This is a genomic window from Kaistella flava (ex Peng et al. 2021) (genome assembly GCF_015191005.1).
Taxonomy (GTDB): Bacteria; Bacteroidota; Bacteroidia; order Flavobacteriales; family Weeksellaceae; genus Kaistella; species Kaistella flava.
Genome location: NZ_CP040442.1, coordinates 342,423 through 367,634 on the forward strand (window position 1 = coordinate 342,423; position 25,212 = coordinate 367,634).

The window sequence follows — 25,212 nt, forward strand, 5'->3', positions numbered from 1 at the left end:
TCAGTTTTTGTTGATGTCTCTTTTTCATATGAAGTTTCTATTGAACTTAAAAGTCATATGGAATCGTCTAATCGCCATTTTGATTTTTTTAGAAAATTTATAATTGACGATTTCATTTTAATAATTAAAAGAAAACAACGGGAAAGGAATTTCCCGTTAGTTTCCTAATTTTAAATTGTACTATAATTTATCGTCGGAATATTCTCCTGTAAAAGAATACCAACCGAAGATTGCTAAACCACCCACGATGATCGGCATCAGTACGGTGAGGATGATCCAGCCAAATACGTTGTCTTCTTGTTTGTCCGACATAATTTTCGGAATTCCAAACATACTTAAACCGTAGTAGGCGACTACCACTGCTAAAAGCATCCAGACAATTCCTAATATTTTTTTTACTTGATCCATTTTTTTTGTTTTTTAAAGTTACTGAAAATTTGAAAGATGATGCGTTTTAAACTACGGGATTTTCAACCTCTGGTTCTTCTACTAATTCATCTTCTTCTAAACTTTTATTTTTTGTTTTTAAGTAAAGGGTTCCGATAACCAAACAGACTGCGGCGACTACGATTGGATACCATAATCCTTCGAGATACCATTCGGAATGTCCGGCACTTTTTCCGGAGACGACGAGATAAGTTGCAACTGCCGGAAGCAGTCCTCCAAACACTCCATTACCAATGTGGTAAGGCAATGACATCGACGTGTACCGAATTTTCAGTGGGAACATTTCTACCAGGAACGCTGCGATAGGTCCGTAAACCATGGTCACAAAAACAACCTGTATAAATACTAAAACAATGAGTAACCATCTGGTGTCCGGATTTACCGTAATCGCCTGTTTGATAAGCGGTTCTTCAGGTTTCCCATTAACCATGCTTGGTCCGGCTGCTGACCAATGTACGATACTGTCTTTTTTCATTACCGTTCCGTCTGTAAATACTTTTTCCTGATGGAACGTGATCAAACTGTCTGTTGGAATTTTTGCGTGAACTTTAACGGTTCTCTTTTCTGTTAATCCGTTTTTAGCAACGACTTTGCTTTCGATTTTTACAGAGTTGTACATTGCTTTATAGATTGGTCGGTAAGCGATAATCGCCAATAACATTCCGATCATCATAATAGGTTTACGACCGATTTTATCAGATAGCCAACCGAAAAGTACAAACAATGGAGTGGCCACAAAAAGCGCTAAAGCCATCATCGTATCAACTTGTGCAGATTCAATATTCATTACTTTCTGCATAAAACTCATGGAGTAGAATTGTCCGGTGTACCAGATAACTCCCTGTCCCATTACAGCTCCAAATAAAGCAAGCAATACGAATTTGAAATTAAATTTATTTCCGAAACTTTCTTTTAAAGGATTTTTAGAAGTTTTTCCTTCTTTTTTCGCTTTGGCAAAAAGTGGAGATTCAGCCATATTCCGACGAATGATGTAAGAAACACCAACCATTAAAATTGAGATCCAGAATGGAACTCTCCAACCCCAACTGTCAAATTCTTCTGGAGAAAGTGAAGTTTTAGTTACCAGAATTACAATTAATGAAATAAATAAACCTGAAGTTGCAGTTGTTTGAATCCAGGAAGTCCAGTATCCTCGTCGGTTCGGTTGCGAATATTCGGCGACATAAGTTGCGGCACCGCCGTATTCTCCACCTAATGCTAAACCTTGTAAAAGTCTTAAGATTAAAACCAAAACCGGTGCGGCGTATCCAATTGTTTCATATTCTGGAACACAACCAATTAGGAACGTTGAAAAACCCATGATGAGAAGCGTTACCAGGAACGTATATTTTCTACCAATGATATCTCCAAGTCTCCCGAAGAATAAAGCCCCAAAAGGTCTTACCACAAATCCGGCAGCAAAAGTTGCAAGTGTTGATAAAAAGGCTGCGGTTGGATTATCTGCCGGGAAAAATTTAGTGGCTAAAACCACGGCTAAACTTCCGAAAATGTAGAAGTCATACCACTCAATCAGTGTCCCAAGTGAGGAAGCCATGATGACGCCCCAAATGGTTTTGTTTTTGTTTCTCTCCGCAACATAAGCATCATGCTCTTCCTGCGTTTTAAACTTTTTGGCCATAATTTATTTGTTTTTTATTTTGTGAAATTTGGTTTAGGGCAATTTGGGAAATTGGTTTTTCTTTTAATTAAAAAGAATACATCACTCTCACCATTGCTCGCAGATTGCCCACATCTTTTAGGTTCTTTTGGGCTTTTCCCTCGGCATTTAAATCGCCCCATTTTGCGGAGGTGTATTCAATTTCCGGAGAAATGTTGAATTTATTTTGTTTGAAATCGACTCTTGCAGAAGCACGCCAAACATCGTCCAGAACTCTTGCACCAGAAGCGCCACGAACGTAAAGGTTTTTAAAACCTGCATCAACACCCAAGTTTTTAGTGTACCCAAAGAAAACTCCCGGAGCCACTTTCGGATTTGCACTCGCAACATCCACCCAGAACGCTGAAGTTTTAGTTGGTTTGTAGGATTCCTGTCCGTTTGGTTCTGTGTAACCTGCGAAACCACCGAGCATTACTAAATGATGAAGATTTCCACCTGTAATTCCGTAAAGTTTGGTAATGATTTTATCGTTGGCATATTTAAAGTAACCGAAGAACATTTCAGAATTTACTTTTTCATTCGATACTAAACCTGCCGATTCAATAACCGGTTTCAAGGATTGATATTCTGCACCAAATCCGGTCGTAACTGTTTTTGTTTTGTATTGTAATTGTCCGTGGAACGTGGGAATAGAAGAATTAAAAGTCGCACTGTTAACAGAAGCGCCAATCGCATTTGCAGTTTGGAACTCTCTGTCTTTATAAGCCACAAGACTTAAAGTTAATTCCGGAGTTAATTTTTGAGCCACTTTAATTTGACCTGCCCAACCGAATGGATTAAAAATGATTCCAGAATTAAAGTTGGCAACGCCAGGGAAAACATCAGGAACAACTGAAGGATACCAGGTTTGTCCGAAAGTAACTGCAGTTTTTGGCCAGGCTAAAGTTGCGGTCGCGTGACGAAGTCTCATTAATCCGGTACTTCCACTTCCCGCAGAGGTTTTATTTAATTCTGTGTTTCCAAAGAAATCGGCTTCGATATTTCCGGTAGCTTTCGCGCCCCAAACATCTGGACCTTTAAATCGAATTCCGACTCTGGAAGTGATTGCTAAAAAATTACTTCCTCCAGCAGCATTGATGTCTTTTCCATTTGCATCTAATTTTTCATCGAGTGGATAAAGGTTAAGTTGCATTTCTCGCGAGTACGCAGATTGTCTGCTGTCGAAATTATATTCCGTTCGAACCCAGCCATAGAAGGAAGCGTCCCATTCTTTCGGCTTTGCTTTTTCTGCTTCCAATGCTTCGATTCTTTTTAGAAGATCTTCATTAGAGGGAGTTTCTTGCGCTAGCAATAAGTTTGAGAAAAGTAGAGAAGAAACGATTCCTAACAAAACAGTTGATTTCTTCATAGATTAATAATTTTTAGTTTGTTTTTTTGTTGAAACGAAATTGAAACTAAAAATTTAATTGAAGAAATTTAATATATATCATTGTAATGAATATAGTTACTGAAATTATACTATAAGAAAAGAAAAATAGGAGTGCTTTTATTTCTTAAATCGCTCCCATTTAATCATCATGTATTTATCGCCAAACTCCGTGATGACCAAGCCTGAACCTTTTAAATTTTCCTCTGTTGACATGTATTCTAAAAGTTCATTTTGTTTAAAAACTTTATACACCGGATGAAAATCAGAATGTGGCGGACGGGTGATATTGTATTTCTTAATCCAGGAACTGACCGTGTTGTGCGATACGCCGATAATCCTTTCAATCTCACGATAACTCAAACCTTCCAAATAAAGTTGAAGCGCTTTTGTAACCACGTAATCGTCAATCTGTTTCCCCAGTTTCTTAACGGTGAAATAGTAATTGCAGTCTTTGCATAAAAACCTTTGACGCTCTTTAATAATACCACTTTTAACGATATTCTTTTCATTGCATTTCGGACAGGAATTTGGCATAACTATATCTTTTTAGCAAATATATATCAAATTAGCAATTTTGTTAATTAAAAACACAACTATTTTAAATTTTTCTTGTTGAAATACAAATATAATCACAGAAAACCCTATTTCATTCCAAAATTTCAAATTGATTTTTCGCAGATATAATATCCTTTAATTTTGAATTGTTTGGTTTAAAAATCTTTACAATTAAATTTAAAAAGTAATTAATTGTTGTTTTATTTGTTTTTTAAAGATTTTTTATCTTAAATTTGCCACTTTAAAAGTTATAAATAAATGAAAATAGAAGTTTCTTCAGATAAACATTTGAAATACGCAGAAGAAATACAACTGGAAATTGCAGATTCTGCCAAGCAACGGGGAACTGGCATTTCAAAGCGTTCCTTTGAATATATCTGTGAAAAAATATTAGAAGGAAAAGCAGTAGTTGCTTTCGAAGACGACGGAACCTGGGTAGGATTCTGTTATATAGAAACCTGGTCGCACGGCACTTTTGTCGCCAATTCTGGCTTAATCGTTTCCTCTAAATTCAGGAATTTAGGATATGCCACTTTAATTAAAGAAAAAGTTTTTGAACTGTCCAGAGTACGCTATCCGAATGCGAAGGTTTTTGGATTAACCACGGGATTGGCGGTGATGAAAATTAATGCTGAACTTGGGTATAAACCTGTAATCTATTCAGAATTAACGCAAGACGAAGAGTTTTGGAACGGCTGCAAAACCTGTGTGAACTACGAAATTTTAATGAGCAAAAATCGACAAAATTGTCTTTGTACCGCAATGCTTTTTGTGCCGAAAAATGATAATGAACAAATCAAAGTTGAAAAAGATGAAAAAAAGTGTAGTACTAGCATTTAGTGGAGGCTTAGATACTTCGTATTGTGCGAAATATCTGACTGAAAATTTGGGTTACGATGTTCATGCAGTAACCGTTAATACTGGAGGTTTTTCGAAGGAAGATGAGCAAGAGTTAAAGTTGAAAGCAGAAAAATTAGGCGTGACTTCCTACACTTTTATCGATGCTGTTGAATCGTATTATAATGAATGTGTGAAGTATTTGATTTTCGGAAATGTTCTGAAAAATAATACGTATCCACTTTCGGTGAGTGCAGAAAGAACTGTTCAGGCACAAAATATCGCAAAATATGCTGTAGAAATTGGAGCAACAGCAATTGCTCACGGAAGTACGGGAGCCGGAAATGACCAGGTTCGTTTTGATTTGATTTTTCAGATTATGTGTCCTGGCGTTGAAATTATTACGCCTATTCGGGATTTGTCTTTGTCAAGAAATGAGGAGATTTTATTCTTAAAAAATCACGGTTATGAAATGGATTTTGAGAAAGCGAAATATTCCATTAATAAAGGACTTTGGGGAACTTCTGTGGGAGGAAAAGAAACGTTGACGTCCAAATATAATTTGCCTGAAGACGCTTTTCCTTCTCAAGTTGTAAAAACTGAACCTTCTGATTTGGAAATCAAATTTAAAAAAGGAGAAATCATTGGTGTAAATGGAGAAAAGTTTTCTCATCCAGTTGCGGCGATTCAAAAAATTGAAGAGCTGACTTCAGTTTATGGAATTGGCCGTGATATTCACGTCGGTGATACGATTGTTGGGATTAAAGGCCGCGTTGGTTTTGAGGCTGCAGCGGCGACCGTTATCATTAAAGCGCATCATTTATTGGAAAAACATACGCTTTCGAAATACCAGCAAACGATTAAATCTCAATTGTCAGATTGGTACGGAAACTGGCTTCATGAAGCGCTTTTTCTGGATCCTGTGATGAGAAATATTGAAGTTTTTCTAAATGATTCTCAAAAAACCGTGAACGGAAAAGTATTTTTAACGCTTCATCCTTACCGTTTTGTTTTGAATGGAATTGAATCTGAAAATGATCTAATGTCATCTAAATTTGGAAGTTATGGTGAAGCAAATCTTGCCTGGACTGGCGAAGATGTGAAAGGTTTTACCAAAGTTCTCAGCAACTCTTTGTCGATTTATCATCAAATTAATAAATCATAATGAAGTCGGTCGGAATAATTGGCGCCAATGGTTACACCGGAAGCGAACTCGTTCGCTTATTGGCATTTCATCCGGAAGTTGAACTCCAATTTTTATACAGCCGTTCGAATGCTGGAATGAAGATTTCGGAAATCTATCCGGATTTGATTTCACTTTGCGAAATGACTTTAACAAATCAAATTCAAGAAGTTGATATTTTATTTCTGTGTTTGCCTCATCAGGAAAGCAGAAATTGGTTAACTGAAAATCCTGTAAAAGAAGATGTTTTGGTCATCGATTTAGGAAATGATTTCAGATTAGAAAATAATTTTCAGGACAGAAATTTCATTTATGGCTTAACGGAACTTTTTAAAAATGAATTAAAATCTGCCAAAAGTATCGCAAATCCAGGCTGTTTTGCCACCGCGATTCAACTGGCATTATTGCCTCTAACAAAAGAAAAATTGCTAAAAGACATTTATACCACAGGAATTACGGGTTCGACTGGAGCAGGACAATCTTTGCAATCGACCACTCATTTTTCCTGGCGTAATGATAATATTTCAGCCTATAAAACCTTAACGCATCAACATGTAGATGAGGTTTTGAAATCCTTGAATCTATCTAATGAAAAGGAAATCGAACTTCATTTTGTTCCGTGGCGCGGTGATTTTGTCAGAGGAATTTTTACCAGTTCTATCATTAAATGTGATTTGGATTTAAATGAAATTCAGAAAAAATATTGCGATTTTTATAAAGATGCTCCTTTTGTTACCATTTCAGAAAAACCAATCGACATGAAGCAAGTCATTAACACCAATCGATGTGCGATTCATATTGAAAAAAATAATGAAACCATCGTGGTTCATTCCGCAATTGATAATTTATTAAAAGGTGCTTCGGGACAAGCCGTTCAAAATATGAATATCGTCATGGATTGGGCAGAAAACACCGGTCTTCAGTTAAAACCTATTGCATTTTAAAATGTATTATTAAGAAAGTTAAAATGAATTTATTCCAAGTATATCCTTTATTTAATATCAATCCTGTAAAAGCGGAAGGTTCTTTTCTTTGGGATGATAAAGGTGAAAAATACCTTGATTTTTATGGTGGTCATGCTGTGATTTCGATTGGTCATAATCATCCTTATTATCAAAATAAACTGAAAGAGCAGTTAGAGAAAATCTCCTTTTATTCGAATTCTGTTCATAATAATTTACAAACAGAATTAGCAGAAAAGTTGGGTGAAATTTCAGGATATCAAAATTACTCGCTTTTCCTTTGTAATTCTGGTGCCGAAGCAAATGAAAATGCTTTGAAACTCGCTTCTTTCCACAACCGAAAAAAGAAGGTAATTTATTTTTCTGGTTCATTTCATGGTCGCACTTCTGCTGCAGTTTCTGTTACCGATAATTCTAAAATTGTTGCGCCGGTTAATTTTTCAGAACGTTTTATTAAATGTGAATGGAATAATGTGAACCAGTTAAACCAATTGTTCGCCAATCATCAAGGTGAAATTTCTTCTGTAATTATCGAAGGTATTCAAGGAGTTGGCGGAATTATTTTACCAACAGAAGAAATGATTCTCACGATTAAAAATCTCTGTTCTGAAAATGAGGTGATTTTAATTATGGATGAAGTGCAATCCGGTTATGGACGTTCTGGGAAATTTTTCGCGCATCAGGAATTTGATATTCAACCCGATTTAATTACGGTGGCGAAAGGAATGGGAAATGGTTTTCCGATTGGTGGCGTTTTGATTAGTCCAAAATTTAAAGCCAGTAATGGTTTATTGGGAACTACTTTCGGTGGAAATCATTTGGCGTGTGCTGCCGGAATTGCAGTTTTGGACGTCATTAAAAATGAAAATTTAATTGAGAACTCAGAAAAAATAGGCGCTTATATTGAATCTAAAATTCGGGACTTTAACCATATCAAGTCCATCAGGCGCAGAGGTTTAATGATGGGAATTGAACTGGATCAATCTTGTGCAGAAATTCGCTCCAATTTATTGAGGAAACATCATGTTTTCACGGGAAATTCAAATGATGCAAATATTTTAAGAATTCTTCCGGCGCTCAATATTACAGAAAAAGAAGCCGATATTTTCATCGACGCTTTAAAATCTGTTCTTCAAAATTAGTAGCGTTTTTTAAGGTCTATCACAATTGCTAAAAGGCAAATTTTAAATATAAAATCAATGAAAAATTTCACATCAGTAGAAGATATTAATGATCTTCAATCCATGATAAAAAAAGCGCTTGAGATTAAAGAAAATCCTTTAGCAGAGCCGAATAAAGGAAAAGCAAAAACAATCGGTCTGGTTTTTCTGAACTCCAGTTTACGAACCAGATTAAGCAGTCAAATCGCTGCGCAAAATTTGGGCTTAAATGTTCTTATTTTAAACGCATCGCAGGAAGCCTGGAATCTTGAATTCGCAGATGGAGCGGTCATGAATAGCGGAACCGTGGAGCATGTTAAGGATGCGGTCGAGGTTCTGAATCAATATTGCGATATCATTGCGGTGCGTTGTTTTGCTCGAATGCAGAATAAGGAAGATGACGTGAATGAAAGCATTCTATCACAGTTTCTGAAATATGCAAAAGTTCCGGTTATTTCTTTGGAATCCGCAACGCGACATCCTTTGCAAAGTTTTGCAGATTGTATTACCATCACTGAAAATTGGCCGTTCGACAGGCTCACGATGAATCGCAAGCCGAAAGTCGTTCTAACTTGGGCGCCACATATTAAACCGATTGCTCACGCCGTTGCCAATTCTTTTGCTGAATGGATGCAAAATATGGAGGTCGATTTGGTAATTGCCAATCCGGAAGGTTATGATTTAGATCCGAAATTTGTAAAAAACACTCCTGTTTTTCATGATCAAAATGAAGCCTTAAAAGATGCCGATTTTGTCTATGTAAAGAACTGGTCTTCATTTGAAGATTATGCTGCAATCCCGGAAGTTAAAGGCAATTGGATGTTAACGCAGGAAAAATTGAAATTTACAAGAGAGGCGAAAGTGATGCACTGTTTACCAGTTCGTAGAAATGTAGAATTGAGCGATGAAGTGATGGATAGTGAAAATTCAATTATCTATCAACAGGCGAAAAATAGAATCTTTTCAGCACAAACTGTTTTCAGTGAAATTTTAGATGAATTGTCATCGTAAAATAGAATTATCATGGATAAACAGAAATTGTATGTCATTAAAATCGGCGGTTCTTTAATTGATAATGAAAAAGATTTAATGAACTTTTTAGAAGAATTTGCTTCTATAAAGGCATTGAAGATTCTGGTTCATGGTGGCGGAAAATTGGCTTCTGATTTAGCAGAAAAATTAAATATTCCCCAACAAATGACGGACGGTAGGAGAGTCACCGATCAAAAAACTTTGGATGTTGTGACCATGGTTTACGCTGGGAAAGTCAATAAAAATATCGTCGCAAAACTTCAAAATTTAAATTGTAATGCGATTGGATTTTCTGGAGCAGATGGAAATTTAATTAAAGCAGAAAAACGTGTGGTTTCAAATATTGATTATGGATTTGTAGGCGATGTTGTTTCAAAAAGTGTGAATGTTGATTTGCTTCAAAAGTTTCTAGAGCTTCAATTGGTTCCTGTTTTTTCAGCGATTACTCACAATAAAAAAGGGAATTTGCTCAACACCAATGCGGATTCTGTTGCGTCAGTTTTGGCGCAGGCTTTATCTCAAAATTATGATGTTGAACTTTTGTATTGTTTTGATAAAGACGGCGTTTTAGAAAATGTAGAAAATCCGGATTCTCTCGTAAAGAATTTAAATTCTAAAAAATATGAGCAGTTAAGGTCTGAAAACAAATTGAATGAAGGGATTTTACCCAAACTTAAAAATGCTTTTACAGCCAAAGAAAATAATGTGAATAAAGTGGTTTTGCTCAATGAAACCAAACTACAAAACCAACTAAATCATCAAAATGAAGGAACAGAAATCGATATATAGCCCGGACGAATTACTAACGAATGCCACAGAATTATTAAATAAAATCATCGCAACTCCGTCTTTGAGTAAAGATGAATACGATGTTTCACTCGTGATCGAAGGATTTTTCCATCAAAAAAATATTCCGACAAAAAGGTTGAAAAACAATATTTGGGCAGTCAATCAATATTTTGATGAAACCAGACCTTCCATTGTTTTGAATACGCATCACGACACGGTGAAACCCAATAAAGCATTTACGATTGATCCTTTTATTCCAATTGAGAAAGATGGTAAAATATTCGGCTTGGGAAGTAATGATGCAGGCGCTTCTTTGGTTTCGATGGTGCAGGTTTTTCTTCACTTTTATGAAGAAGAAAATCTGTCGCATAATTTAATTATCGCTTTAACAGCCGAAGAAGAAATCTCTGGGAAAGACGGAATCGATTTGCTTTTTCCGCAACTTCTGAATGTAGAATTGGTGATTGTTGGGGAACCGACTCAAATGAATTTAGCCATCGCAGAAAAAGGGTTGTTGGTCATCGATGGTGAAATTTTCGGAACTGCTTCTCACGCTGCGCATCCAAATCCGGACAATGCGATTGTGAAATGCATGGCGGATTTACAGCATATTTTGAACTTCAAATTCCCGAAAGTTTCGCCCTATTTGGGTGAAGTAAAAGTTACGCTTTCGGTCATCAATGCCGGAACTCAACATAACGTGGTTCCCGAAAAATGCAACTTCACTTTAGATGTTCGTGTGACTGATGAATACAGCAATAAAGAGGTTTTTGAAATCATTCAGTCCGAAATGAAATCTAAATTAACGGCGCGATCATTCAGATTAAATTCTTCCAGAATTGATGAAAATCATCCGATTGTAAAAGCAGGTTTAGAAATTGGCAGAACAACTTACGGTTCTCCGACGTCTTCTGATCAGGCGATTATTCCGTGTACATCGGTGAAAATCGGTCCTGGCGACAGCACAAGATCTCATACAGCCGACGAATTTATTTATATTAATGAAATAAAAGAAGGCATTGAAATCTATATTAAAATTTTGGAAAAAATATTGTAAATCTGTTTTTAACAGTTTTTAAAATAAAAGAAATAATGAAAAAAATTTGGCAAAAAAATAAATCTCTAACCAACCAATTGGTCAATAATTTCACGGTTGGAAAAGATTTAGATTTCGATGATCGGTTGGCAAAATATGATGTTTTGGGTTCGATGGCGCATTGCAAAATGTTGGCAGAAGTGGGTTTAATTTCAAATCAAGAATCGCTTAAATTATTATCAGTTTTAAATGAAATTCTAGAAAGCATCGAAAATAATACTTTCGAAATCGATTCTGAAGCAGAGGATATTCACTCTCAAATCGAATCTATTTTAATTGAAAAATTAGGTTCAACTGGAAAAAAAATCCATACTGCGCGTTCAAGAAACGATCAGGTTTTATTGGATATTAAATTATATTTATTAGATGAAATCCGTGAAATTGGTGAATTAACTGATGCTCTTTTTCAGTTATTGATTCGTTTGGCAAATCAGCATAAAAACGTTTTATTGCCGGGTTATACGCATTTTCAAGTTGCGATGCCTTCGTCTTTTGGATTGTGGTTTGGCGCTTATGCAGAGGCCTTGGTTGATGATGCAGAATTACTTTTGTCAGTCAAAAATATCATCAATAAAAATCCTTTAGGATCTGCTGCCGGTTACGGTTCTTCATTTCCGATTGATCGGGAAAGTACGACCTATCATTTGAATTTTAAAACTTTGAATTACAATTCGGTTTACGCACAAATGACGCGTGGGAAATCAGAGAAATTACTGGCGTCTTCGATGTCTGTTTTGGCTGGAACTTTAAGTCGATTTTCCTATGATGTCTGTTTATATTTAAGTCAGAATTTTGATTTCATCAGTTTTCCAAAAGAATTTACAACAGGTAGCAGCATTATGCCACACAAGAAAAATCCTGATATTTTTGAGTTAGTAAGAGCGCGTTGCAACCGAATTCAGTCTTTGCCGAATGAACTGATTTTGCTCACCAATAATTTACCTTCCGGCTATCATCGGGATATGCAGTTGACCAAAGAAATCCTTTTCCCAGCGATTGATTCTTTAAAAGAATGTTTGGAAATTTTGATTTATACTTTGCCGAACATCGAAGTTAAAGAAGGGATTTTAGAAGATGAGAAGTACAGGTATATTTTCAGCGTAGAGAAAATTAATGAAGAAGTGAAAAATGGAAATTCATTTCGTGATGCTTATGTTAACATAGGAAATGATATTGAAAATAATGAATTTGAATACGATGCTAAAGACTTAAATCATAGTCATCAGGGAAGTATTGGCAATTTGTGCTTAGACGAAATTAGCCATCAATTCCATAAAATATCCTGCAAATTATTGGCTTAATCGAGTTTAAATTTAGTGGTCTTTTTCACTTCATGTAAAGCGATCGAACTGTGATATTGCCAGATATTTGGCGAGTTAGAAATGACATTAACAGCGAAGTCGTTGTAAGAGTTAATGTCCTTTGCGATAATTTTCAACATATAATCATATTCCCCGGAAAGGCTGATGATTTCCTGAACTTCATCAAAACTTTCGATGTGTTTTTCAAAATCTTCCAAGGTTTTTTGAGATTGTTCTTTCAGTCGGATATTACAGTAAACGATAATATTTAGACCGAGTTTTTCACGGTTAAGGATGGCGACATATTTCTCGATAACGTTCTGTTTCTCGAGTTGTTTGATTCGTTCGTAAGTCGGCGTAAAGGTAAGTCCGATTTTCTCCGAGATTTCTTTCACCGATAACGTGGAGTCTTCCTGAAGTAAAGTGAGAATCATTCTGTCCTTGGCATCCATAAATTTGATTTTGAACAAAAATATTAAAAATAAGGCGAAAAGTGCGTGTTGATCGAGAATAGTTTTATTTGTTGAAAAAACCTTTTCCAGATTTCAGAAAATATTATATCTTTGCAACTAATGAAAAGAATATTTCCATTAGAAGATTTACATGCAGGCAGCAATGCCGATATTCACGATATTTATTAACAACGAAGTCATTTTGGCTTCGTTTTTTTTTGATTTAAAAACTAAAATTATGCTCAGAACAGCCGATTTATCCGTAGAAAAAATTAACAAATTGCTTCAGGAAGCCGACGAGTTTTCCAAAGGTAAAGTGTTAAAAGCCAAAAGTGAAATCTATGTTTCCAATCTTTTTTTTGAAGACAGCACCAGAACAAAAACAAGTTTTGATGTTGCCGAAAGAAAGTTAGGTTTAAACGTGGTTCCTTTTGATATCTCCGCAAGTTCCGTTAATAAAGGAGAATCACTTTACGACACGGTAAAAACAATGAAAAGTCTTGGAATCGATCTTTGTGTGATCCGTCACAAAAAAGAAAAATTCTATGATGAATTTAAAGGAATTGATATTTCGATTATCAATGGGGGCGATGGAACCGGAAATCATCCGTCTCAAAACATTTTAGATTTAATGACGATTCAGCAGGAATTCGGAAAATTTAAAGGTTTAAAAGTGGGAATTGTAGGCGATGTAAAACACAGTAGAGTTGCAAATTCTAACGCTGAAGTTCTTAGAAAACTTGGAGCCAAAGTTTATTTCTCAGGTCCAGAACAATGGTTTGATGAAGGAACAATTATCAACGGAACGTACTTATCCATCGATGATTTGGTAAAAGAAGTTGATGTGTTAATGTTATTGAGAATTCAATACGAAAGACACGAAAGCGATGAACAGTTAAAACTTTCTCCTGAAAAATACCACCGCAAATTTGGTTTAACAGTAGACCGTGAAAAAGCGATGAAAAAAGAAGCCATCATTATGCATCCAGCACCGATTAACAGAGGAGTTGAAATAGCAGACGAATTGGTTGAATGCAAACGTTCCCGCATTTTTAAACAAATGGAAAACGGCGTTTTCGCCAGAATGGCCATTTTGAAAACTGCTTTGGAAGCAAAAGGATTCGAATTTGAATAAAATAAATCTATAAAATTGCTAAGGTTAATCCCTTGGTAAATGTAATTGACGCAGTATTATGAAAGAAATTCTTGCGTCTTTTTTTAAAAATAAAAAGTGACGATCTAGTAAAAAGTAAAAATGAAAAAGAAATTAATTTTAGAATCTGGCGAAGTGTTTCACGGAAAAGGTTTCGGAGCCGAGCAGGACATTGAAGGCGAAGTCGTTTTCAATACTGGAATGACGGGTTATCAGGAATTGATATCCGACCCTTCTTACTGCGGGCAAATCGTTTGTATGACCTATCCGCTCATCGGGAATTATGGAATTAACCGCGACGATTACGAAAGCATCGAACCTGCGATCAAAGGTTTAATCGTAAAAGAAGTATGTGATTTTCCTTCCAACTTTAGAACTCAAATGGATCTGGATGAGTTTTTCCAAAAAAGAAATCTTTCCGGAATCTCTGGAATCGACACCAGAAGATTAACGAGAGTTCTTCGAAATTCAGGCGTTGTAAAAGGTAAAATAGTAAATGAAGATGCTGATGAAAATTTAGTAATCGAAAATTTAAAAGCCTCTGTTTTAGCCACCGATCAGGTTGCCCAGGTTTCTACCAAAACATCCTACGCAAATCCGGGAAGAGGTTTGAAAGTAGTCTTAGTTGATTACGGTTCCAAACTCGGAATTTTACGCGAACTCGCTCAGAGAGATTGCGACGTTATCGTGGTTTCTCAGGATACTACAGCAGAAGAAATTCTGTTGATTAATCCTGATGGAGTCATGCTTTCCAACGGTCCTGGAGATCCGGAAGATGTGAAAGGTACCATCGAAATGATTCAAAAACTTTTAGGTAAAGTTCCAATTTTTGGAATCTGTTTAGGACATCAGTTGATCGCTTTGGCAAGTGGTGCAAAAACTTTTAAATTGAAATTCGGACATCGTGGTGGAAACCATCCGGTTTTAGATCTTAAGAAAAATAAAGTTGCGATTACTTCTCAAAATCACGGTTACGCCGTTGATCAGGAATCTTTAAAGAATACCGATTTAGAAGAAACACATATCGCCTTAAACGACAGAACCAACGAAGGTTTGAAACACAAAATTCATCCTTGTTTTTCTGTGCAATATCACCCGGAAGCAAGTCCAGGTCCGGAAGATGCAAACTATTTATTTGATGAATTTATTGAAATGATGGAAGAATTTAAATCTAAAAAATTATCTAAGTAAAGATGGCAAAACGTACAGATATAAAAACAATTTTAGTTATCGGAAGTGGTCCAATCATCATCGGTCAAGCCGCAGAATTTGATTACGCAGGAACTCAGGCGTGCTTATCTTTAAGAGAAGAAGGCTATAAAGTAATCCTCATCAATTCCAATCCGGCAACCATCATGACCGATGTTGAGATTGCCGATAAAGTTTACATCGAACCAATATCATTAGAATTCGTAAGTCATATTATTCGTAAGGAACGTCCAGATGCGCTTTTGCCAACTTTGGGTGGACAAACTGGTTTAAATATGGCCGTAGAATTAGAAAATTCTGGAATTCTGGAAGAATGTAAAGTAGAAGTTCTCGGAACCAAACTTTCAGCCATCAATCAAGCGGAAGACCGTGATTTATTCCGGAATTTAATGCGTGAATTAAACGAACCCGTTCCAGATTCTGATATTGTAAATAACGTTCAGTCGGCTTTAGAATTCGCTCACAATATTGGTTATCCTGTGATTGTTCGTCCAGCGTTTACGATGGGTGGAACTGGTGGTGGAATTGCTCATAGTGATGACGAATTGAAAGAAATTACAAGTTTCGGTTTAAAATACAGTCCCGTTCGTCAGTGTTTGATTGAAAAATCCATCGCCGGCTTCAAGGAGATCGAGTACGAAGTAATGCGTGACAAAAACGACAATGCGATTGTAGTTTGTAATATGGAAAACATCGATCCTGTGGGAATTCACACTGGAGATTCGATTGTGGTTGCTCCTTCACAAACGCTTTCAGATCGGGAATATCAAATGTTGAGAAATTCTTCATTAAAAATTATTCGCGCTTTAGGAATTGAAGGTGGCTGTAATGTTCAGTTGGCTTTAGATCCAAATTCTTACGATTACTATATCATCGAAGTAAATCCAAGAGTGTCGCGTTCATCGGCTTTGGCAAGTAAAGCAACAGGTTATCCGATTGCTAAAATCGCTGCTAAAATCGCTGTCGGTTTGACTTTAGATGAAATCATGAATCCGGTGACTGGAAAAACTTACGCATGTTTTGAACCTGCTTTGGATTATGTCGTAACGAAATTCCCACGTTTCCCTTTTGATAAATTTGAAACCGCTGACAGAAGACTTTCAACCCAAATGAAAGCAACCGGAGAAGTGATGGCAATCGGTCGAAACTTCGAAGAATCTTTGCAGAAAGCAATTCGTTCTTTAGAAACAGGTTTAAGACATATCGGACTCAAATCAAAAGATGCTGCTGCATTAACCGACGAGGAAATCGAAAGAAGAATCAGAGTTTGTGATGATGAGCGTTTGTTCATTATCGGCGACGCTTTGAGAAGAGGCTACGACTGGGAAAAAATAGTTGAGTGGAGTAAAATTGATAAATTCTTCATCTGGAAAATTAAAAAACTCATCGATTTCGAAAAGGTTATTGCTGAAAATAAATTCGACAAAGAAACTTTACTCGAAGCCAAGAAATTAGGATTTTCAGATTTAAGTATCGCAACATTATGGAACTCTACTCAAAAAGAAATTTTTGAATACCGAAGAAATAATGGAGTAATGCCGGTTTATAAAATGGTCGATACTTGCGCTGCGGAATTTGAAAGTGAAACGCCTTATTTCTACGGAACGTACGAAGAGGAAAACGAAAGTGTTCCTTCCAATAAAGAAAAAATCATCGTTTTAGGTTCTGGTCCAATTCGGATTGGACAAGGTGTAGAATTCGATTACGCCACGGTTCACTCGGTTTGGGCAATAAAAGAAATGGGTTACGAAGCGATTATCATTAATAATAATCCGGAAACCGTTTCCACCGATTTCTCCATTTCCGATAAATTATATTTCGAACCTTTGACCGAAGAAGATGTAATGAACATCATCGATTTGGAAAAGCCAAAAGGAGTCGTAGTTCAGTTTGGTGGACAAACTGCCATTAATTTAGCAGATAAATTAGCCGCACACGGCGTTCAGATTTTAGGAACTTCTCTGGAAGATTTAGACCGCGCCGAAAATAGAAATAAATTTGAAGCCGCACTTCAGGAAATGGGAATTCCACAACCTTTGGGAAAAACCTGCTTTACAAAAGAAGAGGCTTTGGTTATCGCGAATGAAATCGGTTTCCCGGTTTTAGTTCGTCCGAGTTATGTGTTAGGAGGAAGAGCCATGGAAATCGTTTATGATGAGCATGAACTTTCTCATTATATGACGAATGCGGTGAAAGAAAATTCTGAACATCCGATTTTGATTGACCGATATTTAACCGGAAAAGAAGTTGAAATTGACGCAATTTGTGACGGTGAAACAGTAGTGATTCCAGGGATTATGGAACATATCGAAAGAGCAGGAGTTCACTCCGGAGATTCGATCGCCGTTTATCCACCACAAAATATCAACGCTGAGCAAATCGCTACGTTAGTTGATTATACCGAAAGATTAGCGAAAGGATTGAATGTGATTGGCTTAATGAATATTCAATATGTCCTTTATCAAGGCGGTGTTTACGTGATTGAGGTAAATCCAAGATCGAGTAGAACCGTTCCTTTCTTATCAAAGATTACCGAAATCCCGATGGCGAATTTAGCCACGAAAGTAATACTCGGACAAAAATTAAAAGATCTCGGTTATAAAAACGGTTTGGCTCCAGTGAAAGACGGAGTTTATGTAAAAGTTCCGGTCTTCTCCTTTTCAAAATTAACAAGAGTTGATATTTCCCTCGGACCAGAAATGAAATCCACGGGAGAAGTAATGGGGAAAGATACGACGTTGGAAAAAGCCTTATACAAAGGGTTAATCGGAGCCGGAAGAAAAATGCCTTTACACGGCTCAATCCTTTTCACTGTCGCAGATAAACATAAAGAAGAAGCCTGTGAACTCGCACGAAGATTTCAGGAAATTGGCTTCAGAATCTGGGCAACTGAAGGAACTGCAAACTATTTTGAAGAAAACGGCGTTCGCACCAAAATCGGTTATAAAATCGAAGAAAATCCGGAAATTAATTTGATCGATTTAATTCAAACCGGAAAAGTTCAATACATTGTAAATACCATGACCAAAGGAAAACAATCCGAAAGAGACGGTTTCCAAATCCGAAGAACGTCGGTTGAAAATGGGGTTCCTTGTTTAACTTCGATGGATACGGTTGAAGCGATTTTAAAGGTGATTGAAAGTATGAGTTTTAAAATGGAGCAGATGTAAATTTACTTTGTCAAAGTTAAAATCTTTGACAAAGTTTTCATAAAATGAGCCCTTCAAGTTATTTAACTTTGAAGGGTTTTTATTGCTATTTTTACAAAAAAAAAATACAGAATGAATAAGAAATTCTTGAGAATGACATTGCTGGTTCGAACCATTTTAAATGAAAATGGTCAACTAAATGTTAGTGAAATTAAAAGCAGAATTGTAAAGCAGTTTAAAGCCTATCAAGATATTAAAAGTTTAAAGATGGATAAATATTCCGATACTACTTTTAGTAATGATAAAACTGCAATTAAAGATTCTTGGAAAATAGATTTAGAATGCGATAATCTAAATCGATATTCAATTAACACAGAATTTGAAGGGGTTTTTCAAAATGATTTACTCAATTCTGCCATTTTTTTATCATCATTAAATACAGATTTACTATTGCCTGGATTCGTTATTCCTGAAACCAGAAAGAATACAGGATTAGAGTATTTCTATCAAATTTCAAAAGCAATTGAAGAAAAATTAGAACTCCAAATTTCCTATTTCGATTATATTTCTGGACTGGAAAACAATAAAACGATTCAGCCGTATCGTTTGAAACAGAAAGATTTTAAATGGTACGTTTTAGCCACAGATTCAAGCGATGTACCGTTTAAAAGTTATGCGTTGGAAAGAATTCGGGATATTGAAATTCTAGGAAAATTTAAGCCGAAAGAAATTGATTTCGAAACTCCTTTTCAAAACGCAATCGGAATGTTTACCAATGAAAATACCGTAAAAGTGGTTTTAGAATTTGATCATCGAGACGGCCATTATCTCAAAGCCAATCCGATTCATCATTCCCAAAAAATACTTTCTGAAATAAAGGAAACCATTCAGTTTGAGTTTTTCGTAAAACCCAACGAAGATTTTATCATGGAAATCATGAAACGGACTTGGTCTCTAAAAGTAATTGAACCGGCGTTTTTGAAGGAGAAGTTTTTGGATTTTTGGAGAGATGCGGTGAAGAGGAATGAATGAAATAAGCCACTTTGGAGTGGCTTTATATTAGTTTTTAAGTCTTTTTTTACTAGAATCACTTCGCAATCTTACAGAAATTATTTCCTCTTTTTTTATTGGAGTATTTATATCAGATAGAAATTCCGAACCATCGTATTTTAAAAATAATTTCACTCTTTTAGATTTTGCTGATTTACAGTTCGTAACAATACAAATTCTATAATTTTTTTGATTTTTTTTATCTAACTCTTTTAGTTTTTTATACTCATTTTCACTTAAGTTGATAGTGTAAAATTTACCAGATAAGCCTTTAACTTCTAGTAATAAGTTCTCGTTCCCTTTAATTGCCTCTAAATCCCATCCGCAATTATCTGTTTCGACATTATTTACTTCATAACCTTCTTTAGTAAAATGTTCAGTAATATCGTTTATTGCAGTCTTTTCAGTTTTTTTTGATTTCTTTTCATTTTCCTTTCTATCAAAAATTGAATATTCATTTGGATCTAATCCTTTAGATTCTATAAATCTTTTTAAATGTGACTTATCATTTTTTTCAAATATTGTATTTTCATCAAAAGTATTCAGTAAACCATCCAGTTGAGAACTATTCGCTTCAAAAATTTTACTTAAATTTTGTCTTTCTGCAAATTTTTCAACTCCTTGCGCATAACTTTTAGAAGTCTTAATTTTAGTATTCTGTCCTAGCCATGATACAAATTTTTCCATATTTTTTATTTTCCCTAAATATACATTTTTAACTTAAATTTTCTTTTAAAATCTACTATTTCACAAACAATTCTTATCCATATCCAAAACATTCCCAACCGCACAACGATAATAAAACTGACCACCATAAAAACAATCGGTTTCGCTTTTGTTTATCGTAATTTCTAAAAATTGACAGCCCATTAAATTTCTTTTATTAAAAGTGAAATGTTGCTTTTCTTTTGGAAAAGAAGTAGTTAGTAATTTCTCAATAGTAAACGCATTTCCGAAAATATTGTGCAAGTCTTGATTATCATCCATCGATGGATTTTGCCCAAAGATGATGGTTCCTCCATTGGTGTTCAAAAAAGCGCACGTGCTTTCCAGAAGTTGTTCTATACTTTCTTCTCGGTCTCGATAATCCACAAAATCTATCTTCTCAAAAGAAGTTGCTTTAATTCGATTGAGTTCTGCTAATAATTCTAATCTTATTGCCGAAAAAGGAATTTTGTTATTTTGGTCTTGCTCAAAGTTTAATTTTAGTAATTCGTAATATTTTTTCTCCGTTTCTTTACCAACTTTCATACTTCTCGCTTCACGATGTGAAAGGTTATAATGCGCTTCAATCATATATTTTGTATCTGCTTTATCTGCAATTCCGAACTTATTTACGTCTTCATTAATCCGTAGATAAATTCCAATTCCCTGATCATAGTTTTCAGGAATTTTATAGATGATTTTTTCAGAATTGGTATCTTTTATAATTTCACCTTCGTTTTCTAAAACATGAATTGCAGTATTGTAATATTCAAATGCTTTTTTACGAGCATCCACAATGTTTTCATCGGTGAAAACTTTTAAATAAAGCGTTTTTAATCCTACATTATTGGTAATATACTGTGTTTTTACAACATAACTAATGAGCGGTTTTTTGGTTTGCATAATTTTTAATTTTAAATGATTTCGATAATGTTTTTTAGTTCTTGGTCGTTGGTTTGGATTTCTATGATGTCAGAAAAAGTGGTGTGTTCATCAACTTCTTTCACTCCATTGAAGTCTCTTATATAAAGTTTTCCTGTTTTGGAGTAGGTCAGTGAGCAAGAAATGTTTTCGTGGGTATAAACATAGAAATGAACTCCTTCTATTTCTACATCAGTATAAAATTCAAATTTATTTTCATTTGAATAAGTTTGAACCAATAAGTCTAAAATTTCTGTTGAATATTTTTCATAATTCTTTGGTACAAAAAGGTATTTCGTAATGAAGAACGTATTATTGATAGATAAAAAAATCTTTTCAAATTCTAAAAAAGAATCTGTATTTAATATTACTTTCTGATAGTTATTTTCTTCATTATAAAAAATTTCTCTGACTTCCTGTATTTTTAGTTTATCAAAATAATTCAATTGATAATTTTCTTTTTTTCTGCGTGCGAACCCATTTCTGGTACCGCCCTTTTCTTCATTTTTGATTTTGAAGATCGTTGACTTGCCATGTCTTTCCGATTGACTTCCAGTCAGCGCTAAAAATCCGTAAGAATCTAATTTTTCCTTTGCATTTCCATGAATATGCTGATTGAATACGGCGTTTTTTCTAATATATTTATTAAAGGTGTACCTAATTTGACATTGTAGAATTCGCTCAAAATCAATATTTCCATTTTCTTGAGTATAAATCGAGTTTTCCAGATTTGTAATTTTTTCCAAGTTGGAAGAATGGTCATTTTCAAAATCCCAAATCTCGATAACTTCTTTTTGGACGGCTTCCTTCAGTACTTTGGAGAGGTAGGAAAGTGCTTCTTCTTTTGCAATTTCAGAGTTTTCATTACTGAAATTTGTTGTTTCCATTCCTAATAGCAAATAATGGATTGGTGGGATTTCAACGGTGTAAGTTGTTGTTGACATAATTTTTGTTTTTAAAATTCTACTGCAAAGAAAAGAGGAGCGACTTCCAAAAACATGTAGTCGTAATATTTATTTTCAAAATGTTTAGTAGAATGTTTGTGATTTTCTTTTCTGCTGACAAATTATTTTCAATCAAAATATTATTTTTACCTTGTATCAAATTATCTAAATGAATCTTTGGGAGCGCCGCACTTATTTTCTCAATCTTCTTGCAGAACATCTATTGCTTTCTTTAGGTTCCCTTCTGGCAGTGACTTTACTGGGGATTTCGCTGGGGATTTTTGTTTTTTATTCGACAAAAAGTCGAAAAATTATTCTGCCTTTAATTAATTTTCTCTATACTATTCCTTCAATTGCTATGTTTGGTTTATTGATTCCATTAGTTGGAATCGGGTTGAAAAATGCGCTTATTGTTTTAATTTTATACGGACTTCTCCCGATTGTTAGAAGTACATATAGCGGATTGAAAGAAGTTCCGCCACAATTAGTAGAAGCCGCGCAAGGTCTGGGTTCAACGCCAAAACAAGTCTTCAAAAATATTTATTTTCCGCTCGCTTTACCTTCTATTTTATCGGGTTTAAGAATCACCGTCGTAATGATCGTTGCTTTAACTGGTTTAGCGGCTTTAATTGGAGCTGGAGGATTAGGTCAAGCAATTTTCCGAGGTTTAAATACCATGAATACAGGATTGATTGTAACAGGATCTCTCGGTATTTCACTGTTTGCAATATTGGGTGATCAATGGATTGGTCAGTTTGAAAAAGATCAAAGTTTACTGAGATTAATTTCTAAAAATGCTACCAAAAAGCAAAAAAACAGAATTATTTATCCAAGTGTTTTTGTTTTGATTTGTACGATTGCTGCTTTGTTTTATCTAAATCCTTTAGGTGCCAATAATGAGAAAACCATTGTTGTAGCTTCAAAACCGACGAGTGAACAGTTTATTTTAGGAGAAATTATTGCACAGGATATCGAAGCAAATACCGATATTAAAGTCGACCGAAAATTTGGAATCGGTGGTGGAACGACCAATATTCACCCAGCAATGTTATCCGGAGATTTAGATGTTTATGTAGAATATACAGGAACGGCGTGGCTCAATGTTTTGAAGGAAAAATTGCCAGAAAATCATCAGATTAATTTTGATGAATTAAATGAAATCTATCAAAAGCAATTCAAATTAAAATGGCTCGGACTTTTAGGTTTCAATAATACTTATGGTTTGGCAATTTCAAAAGAGGATTCGCAGAAGCGAGATATTACAGATTACTCACAACTTGCGCTGCAAAGTCAGGATTTTACATTCGGTGCAGAATTCGATTTTTTTGAAAGAACTGATGCTTTTCCAGGTTTTAAAAAAGTATATCAATTTCAGTTTAAAAAATTAGAGGAAATGGATATTAATCTGCGATACAAGGCTTTTGAGGAAGGAAAGATCAATGCGGTTGATGTTTTTACGACCGATGCTCAAATTAAAAAATTAGATTTAAAAGTTCTACAAGACGATAAAAATTATTTCCCAAACTATGAAGCGGGAATTGTAATCCGGCAGGAAATTTTAGAAAAATACCCGGAGTTCGAACCACTTTTAAACAAACTTCAGAAGAAAATTTCAACCGAAAAAATGCAGCAACTTAATTACGAAGTAGAAATAGAAAAGAAAAGTCCCGCAGAAGTGGCGAAAAATTTCCTAAAAAATTTAAAGAATTAAAATGGAAAAGAACTCAATTATATCAGTTCAAAATATCAGTTTTTCTTACGATGCTGTAGAGATTTTCAAAAATTTTTCTGCTGATTTTGAAAGAGAAAGTTTTACGTGTATTCTCGGGGAAAGTGGAAGTGGGAAATCAACTTTGCTGCGTCTTATTAATGGACTTCTTATTCCACAAAATGGTTTGGTGAAAATTGATAGTGAAGTTTTAACTGCAGAAAATTTAATTCAAAAAAGATTAGAAATGGGTTATGTTTTACAGGGAAATTCTCTTTTTCCGCATCTTACCGTTTATCAGAATATGATTTACTGTTTGAAATTATTGAAGAAGTCAGATTTATATTGTCAGGAAAAAATTACAGAATTACTACATTTAGTTGGTTTGAAAAATGACCTTTTGCAGAAATTTCCAGATGAGATTTCTGGCGGTCAAAAACAACGCGTCGGAATTATCCGAGCCATTGCTCACAGTCCAAAAATCGTTTTAATGGATGAACCTTTTTCAGCCTTAGACAGCGAAACTCGAGATAAATTACAAATTCTGGTCAAAGATATTCACCAAAAATTGAAGACGACTTTTGTGATGGTAACGCATTCAAAAGAAGAGGCAAAGATTTTAGCAACAAATGTTCTGGAATTATAAAAATAACGGGAATTCGGCACACCAATTATTAAGTACAAAAAAAGCGAAGAACAAACCTTCGCTTTTATATTTTTTAAAATGGTGGTTTTTAAACCGTTCCCATCACATACATTTCGTCCATTGTTGGAGTTGCATTTCCACCTTCTTTTTCCAAAGTGATTGCGAAGGCTTGAGGATTTGCCACGGATTTCATAGGTTGAACGGTCGAATTTTTTTCATTATTGTACATTCCCATATCTACAGGTTTGCCATCAACAATAGCCCACAATTGATATTGTTTACCCGACGGTGCTGCAGGTAGATTTTTAATATCCAAATACACTTGTTTCGAGTCGTTCCAAAATACTTCTGCTAACATATCAGGATGTTTTTCTACACCTTTCAACTGAATTCTTTTCGAATTAATTAGCATTGTATTCATTTCTTCTAAACTATAAAGCTTAGTAGAAAGTTCTGTGTTATTCTGCACAACTTGCTGAAGTTGATTATTTTTAGAATTCACTTCATATCCCAAATACCCTAATCCAAATAAAACGGCTACAGAAGCTGCTTTCATCCAACTGGGGAAATTATTTGTTGGTATATCAGTTGCTTTTTTTTGATTTAAAGGAATTACTTTTCCATCAGATGATTCTGTATTTCCAAACTCTAATTTACTGCGAATTGCAGCCTCTAAATAAGCAGGTGGTTCAATCGCCTGTCCTGTCGCTAATTTCTCAAAAGTTTGCTGTGCTTCAAAAACCACGGCTTTAACTTCTGCATTGTTTTTCATCACACATTCTAAAATAGAAGATTCCTCGCTGGAAAGATTTCCCATCGCATAAGCTTCGATAACGCCTGATGATATGTAATTTTTTATATCCACT

General features: G+C 35.1%; 23 protein-coding genes. 14 read left to right on the forward strand and 9 right to left on the reverse strand.

Annotated elements, in window-relative coordinates; all coding sequences use genetic code 11:
- Nucleotides 1–180 precede the first annotated feature (180 nt).
- The 4 genes from Q73A0000_RS01520 to Q73A0000_RS01535 all read right to left on the reverse strand — a co-directional run bounded on the left by Q73A0000_RS01520 (nt 181) and on the right by Q73A0000_RS01535 (nt 4,028).
- A complete protein-coding gene (locus tag Q73A0000_RS01520) occupies nt 181–408 on the reverse strand; it encodes a DUF6814 family protein (protein ID WP_193812331.1) in 228 nt (75 codons plus the stop codon).
- Nucleotides 409–454: 46 nt separating this feature from the next.
- The gene (locus Q73A0000_RS01525; RefSeq protein WP_410504138.1) at nt 455–2,002 is read right to left on the reverse strand and encodes an MFS transporter; all 1,548 of its coding nucleotides are present in this window, start codon (nt 2,000–2,002) and stop codon (nt 455–457) included.
- Nucleotides 2,003–2,153: 151 nt separating this feature from the next.
- Complete coding sequence (locus tag Q73A0000_RS01530; RefSeq protein WP_193812333.1) at nt 2,154–3,473, reverse strand: hypothetical protein; 1,320 nt, start codon at nt 3,471–3,473, stop codon at nt 2,154–2,156.
- Between the two features lie 138 nt (nt 3,474–3,611).
- Nucleotides 3,612–4,028 carry a helix-turn-helix domain-containing protein gene (locus Q73A0000_RS01535; protein WP_193812334.1) on the reverse strand — a complete coding sequence of 139 codons (417 nt, stop codon included), beginning with the start codon at nt 4,026–4,028 and terminating at the stop codon, nt 3,612–3,614.
- Between the two features lie 279 nt (nt 4,029–4,307).
- Here Q73A0000_RS01535 and Q73A0000_RS01540 point away from each other — a divergent pair, with 279 nt between their 5' ends.
- Genes Q73A0000_RS01540 through argH form a run of 8 tightly spaced genes read left to right on the forward strand, consistent with a single transcriptional unit; the run spans nt 4,308 to nt 12,409 of the window.
- Nucleotides 4,308–4,889 (forward strand): GNAT family N-acetyltransferase, encoded by a 582-nt coding sequence (locus tag Q73A0000_RS01540; RefSeq protein WP_193812335.1) that lies wholly within the window; start codon nt 4,308–4,310, stop codon nt 4,887–4,889.
- On the forward strand, nt 4,861–6,051 hold the full coding sequence (locus Q73A0000_RS01545) for an argininosuccinate synthase (RefSeq protein ID WP_193812336.1): 1,191 nt from the start codon (nt 4,861–4,863) through the stop codon (nt 6,049–6,051). Before Q73A0000_RS01540 ends, Q73A0000_RS01545 begins: the two co-directional genes overlap by 29 nt.
- Nucleotides 6,051–7,013: an N-acetyl-gamma-glutamyl-phosphate reductase gene (gene argC, locus Q73A0000_RS01550; protein WP_193812337.1), complete on the forward strand. Its 963-nt coding sequence runs from the start codon at nt 6,051–6,053 to the stop codon at nt 7,011–7,013. The genes Q73A0000_RS01545 and argC overlap by 1 nt, the downstream gene beginning before the upstream one ends.
- Nucleotides 7,014–7,036: 23 nt before the next feature.
- Complete coding sequence (locus tag Q73A0000_RS01555) at nt 7,037–8,173, forward strand: aspartate aminotransferase family protein (RefSeq protein ID WP_193812338.1); 1,137 nt, start codon at nt 7,037–7,039, stop codon at nt 8,171–8,173.
- Between the two features lie 57 nt (nt 8,174–8,230).
- Nucleotides 8,231–9,202: an acetylornithine carbamoyltransferase gene (locus Q73A0000_RS01560; RefSeq protein ID WP_193812339.1), complete on the forward strand. Its 972-nt coding sequence runs from the start codon at nt 8,231–8,233 to the stop codon at nt 9,200–9,202.
- 12 nt (nt 9,203–9,214) lie between these two features.
- Nucleotides 9,215–10,012: an acetylglutamate kinase gene (gene argB, locus Q73A0000_RS01565; protein WP_193812340.1), complete on the forward strand. Its 798-nt coding sequence runs from the start codon at nt 9,215–9,217 to the stop codon at nt 10,010–10,012.
- Nucleotides 9,987–11,069 carry a M20 family metallo-hydrolase gene (locus tag Q73A0000_RS01570; RefSeq protein WP_193812341.1) on the forward strand — a complete coding sequence of 361 codons (1,083 nt, stop codon included), beginning with the start codon at nt 9,987–9,989 and terminating at the stop codon, nt 11,067–11,069. The genes argB and Q73A0000_RS01570 overlap by 26 nt, the downstream gene beginning before the upstream one ends.
- A gap of 35 nt (nt 11,070–11,104) precedes the next feature.
- Nucleotides 11,105–12,409 (forward strand): argininosuccinate lyase, encoded by a 1,305-nt coding sequence (gene argH, locus Q73A0000_RS01575; RefSeq protein ID WP_193812342.1) that lies wholly within the window; start codon nt 11,105–11,107, stop codon nt 12,407–12,409.
- Here the strand turns inward: argH and Q73A0000_RS01580 are convergent.
- Nucleotides 12,406–12,861 (reverse strand): Lrp/AsnC family transcriptional regulator, encoded by a 456-nt coding sequence (locus Q73A0000_RS01580; protein WP_193812343.1) that lies wholly within the window; start codon nt 12,859–12,861, stop codon nt 12,406–12,408. The genes argH and Q73A0000_RS01580 overlap by 4 nt on opposite strands.
- Before the next feature lie 238 nt (nt 12,862–13,099).
- Between Q73A0000_RS01580 and Q73A0000_RS01585 the strand changes: the two genes are divergently transcribed.
- The 4 genes from Q73A0000_RS01585 to Q73A0000_RS01600 all read left to right on the forward strand — a co-directional run bounded on the left by Q73A0000_RS01585 (nt 13,100) and on the right by Q73A0000_RS01600 (nt 19,404).
- The gene (locus tag Q73A0000_RS01585; RefSeq protein ID WP_193812344.1) at nt 13,100–13,996 is read left to right on the forward strand and encodes an aspartate carbamoyltransferase catalytic subunit; all 897 of its coding nucleotides are present in this window, start codon (nt 13,100–13,102) and stop codon (nt 13,994–13,996) included.
- Between the two features lie 120 nt (nt 13,997–14,116).
- Nucleotides 14,117–15,205 (forward strand): carbamoyl phosphate synthase small subunit, encoded by a 1,089-nt coding sequence (locus Q73A0000_RS01590; protein WP_193812345.1) that lies wholly within the window; start codon nt 14,117–14,119, stop codon nt 15,203–15,205.
- Nucleotides 15,206–15,207: 2 nt separating this feature from the next.
- A complete protein-coding gene (gene carB, locus Q73A0000_RS01595) occupies nt 15,208–18,393 on the forward strand; it encodes a carbamoyl-phosphate synthase large subunit (RefSeq protein WP_193812346.1) in 3,186 nt (1,061 codons plus the stop codon).
- 111 nt (nt 18,394–18,504) lie between these two features.
- On the forward strand, nt 18,505–19,404 hold the full coding sequence (locus tag Q73A0000_RS01600; protein WP_193812347.1) for a WYL domain-containing protein: 900 nt from the start codon (nt 18,505–18,507) through the stop codon (nt 19,402–19,404).
- Between the two features lie 27 nt (nt 19,405–19,431).
- On the opposite strand, the gene Q73A0000_RS01605 is transcribed toward Q73A0000_RS01600, so the two are convergent.
- Genes Q73A0000_RS01605 through Q73A0000_RS01615 form a run of 3 tightly spaced genes read right to left on the reverse strand, consistent with a single transcriptional unit; the run spans nt 19,432 to nt 21,992 of the window.
- Nucleotides 19,432–20,109 carry a protein NO VEIN domain-containing protein gene (locus tag Q73A0000_RS01605; protein ID WP_193812348.1) on the reverse strand — a complete coding sequence of 226 codons (678 nt, stop codon included), beginning with the start codon at nt 20,107–20,109 and terminating at the stop codon, nt 19,432–19,434.
- A 60-nt stretch (nt 20,110–20,169) separates the two neighbouring features.
- Nucleotides 20,170–21,030 carry a helix-turn-helix domain-containing protein gene (locus Q73A0000_RS01610; protein WP_193812349.1) on the reverse strand — a complete coding sequence of 287 codons (861 nt, stop codon included), beginning with the start codon at nt 21,028–21,030 and terminating at the stop codon, nt 20,170–20,172.
- 11 nt (nt 21,031–21,041) lie between these two features.
- Nucleotides 21,042–21,992: a hypothetical protein gene (locus Q73A0000_RS01615; protein WP_193812350.1), complete on the reverse strand. Its 951-nt coding sequence runs from the start codon at nt 21,990–21,992 to the stop codon at nt 21,042–21,044.
- 169 nt (nt 21,993–22,161) lie between these two features.
- Here Q73A0000_RS01615 and Q73A0000_RS01620 point away from each other — a divergent pair, with 169 nt between their 5' ends.
- Nucleotides 22,162–23,703, forward strand: a complete 1,542-nt coding sequence (locus tag Q73A0000_RS01620; RefSeq protein ID WP_193812351.1) for an ABC transporter permease/substrate-binding protein — start codon at nt 22,162–22,164, stop codon at nt 23,701–23,703.
- Between the two features lies 1 nt (nt 23,704).
- Nucleotides 23,705–24,346: an ABC transporter ATP-binding protein gene (locus Q73A0000_RS01625; RefSeq protein ID WP_193812352.1), complete on the forward strand. Its 642-nt coding sequence runs from the start codon at nt 23,705–23,707 to the stop codon at nt 24,344–24,346.
- Between the two features lie 88 nt (nt 24,347–24,434).
- On the opposite strand, the gene Q73A0000_RS01630 is transcribed toward Q73A0000_RS01625, so the two are convergent.
- On the reverse strand, nt 24,435–25,211 hold the full coding sequence (locus Q73A0000_RS01630; protein ID WP_193812353.1) for an anti-sigma factor domain-containing protein: 777 nt from the start codon (nt 25,209–25,211) through the stop codon (nt 24,435–24,437).
- Nucleotide 25,212 lies beyond the last annotated feature (1 nt).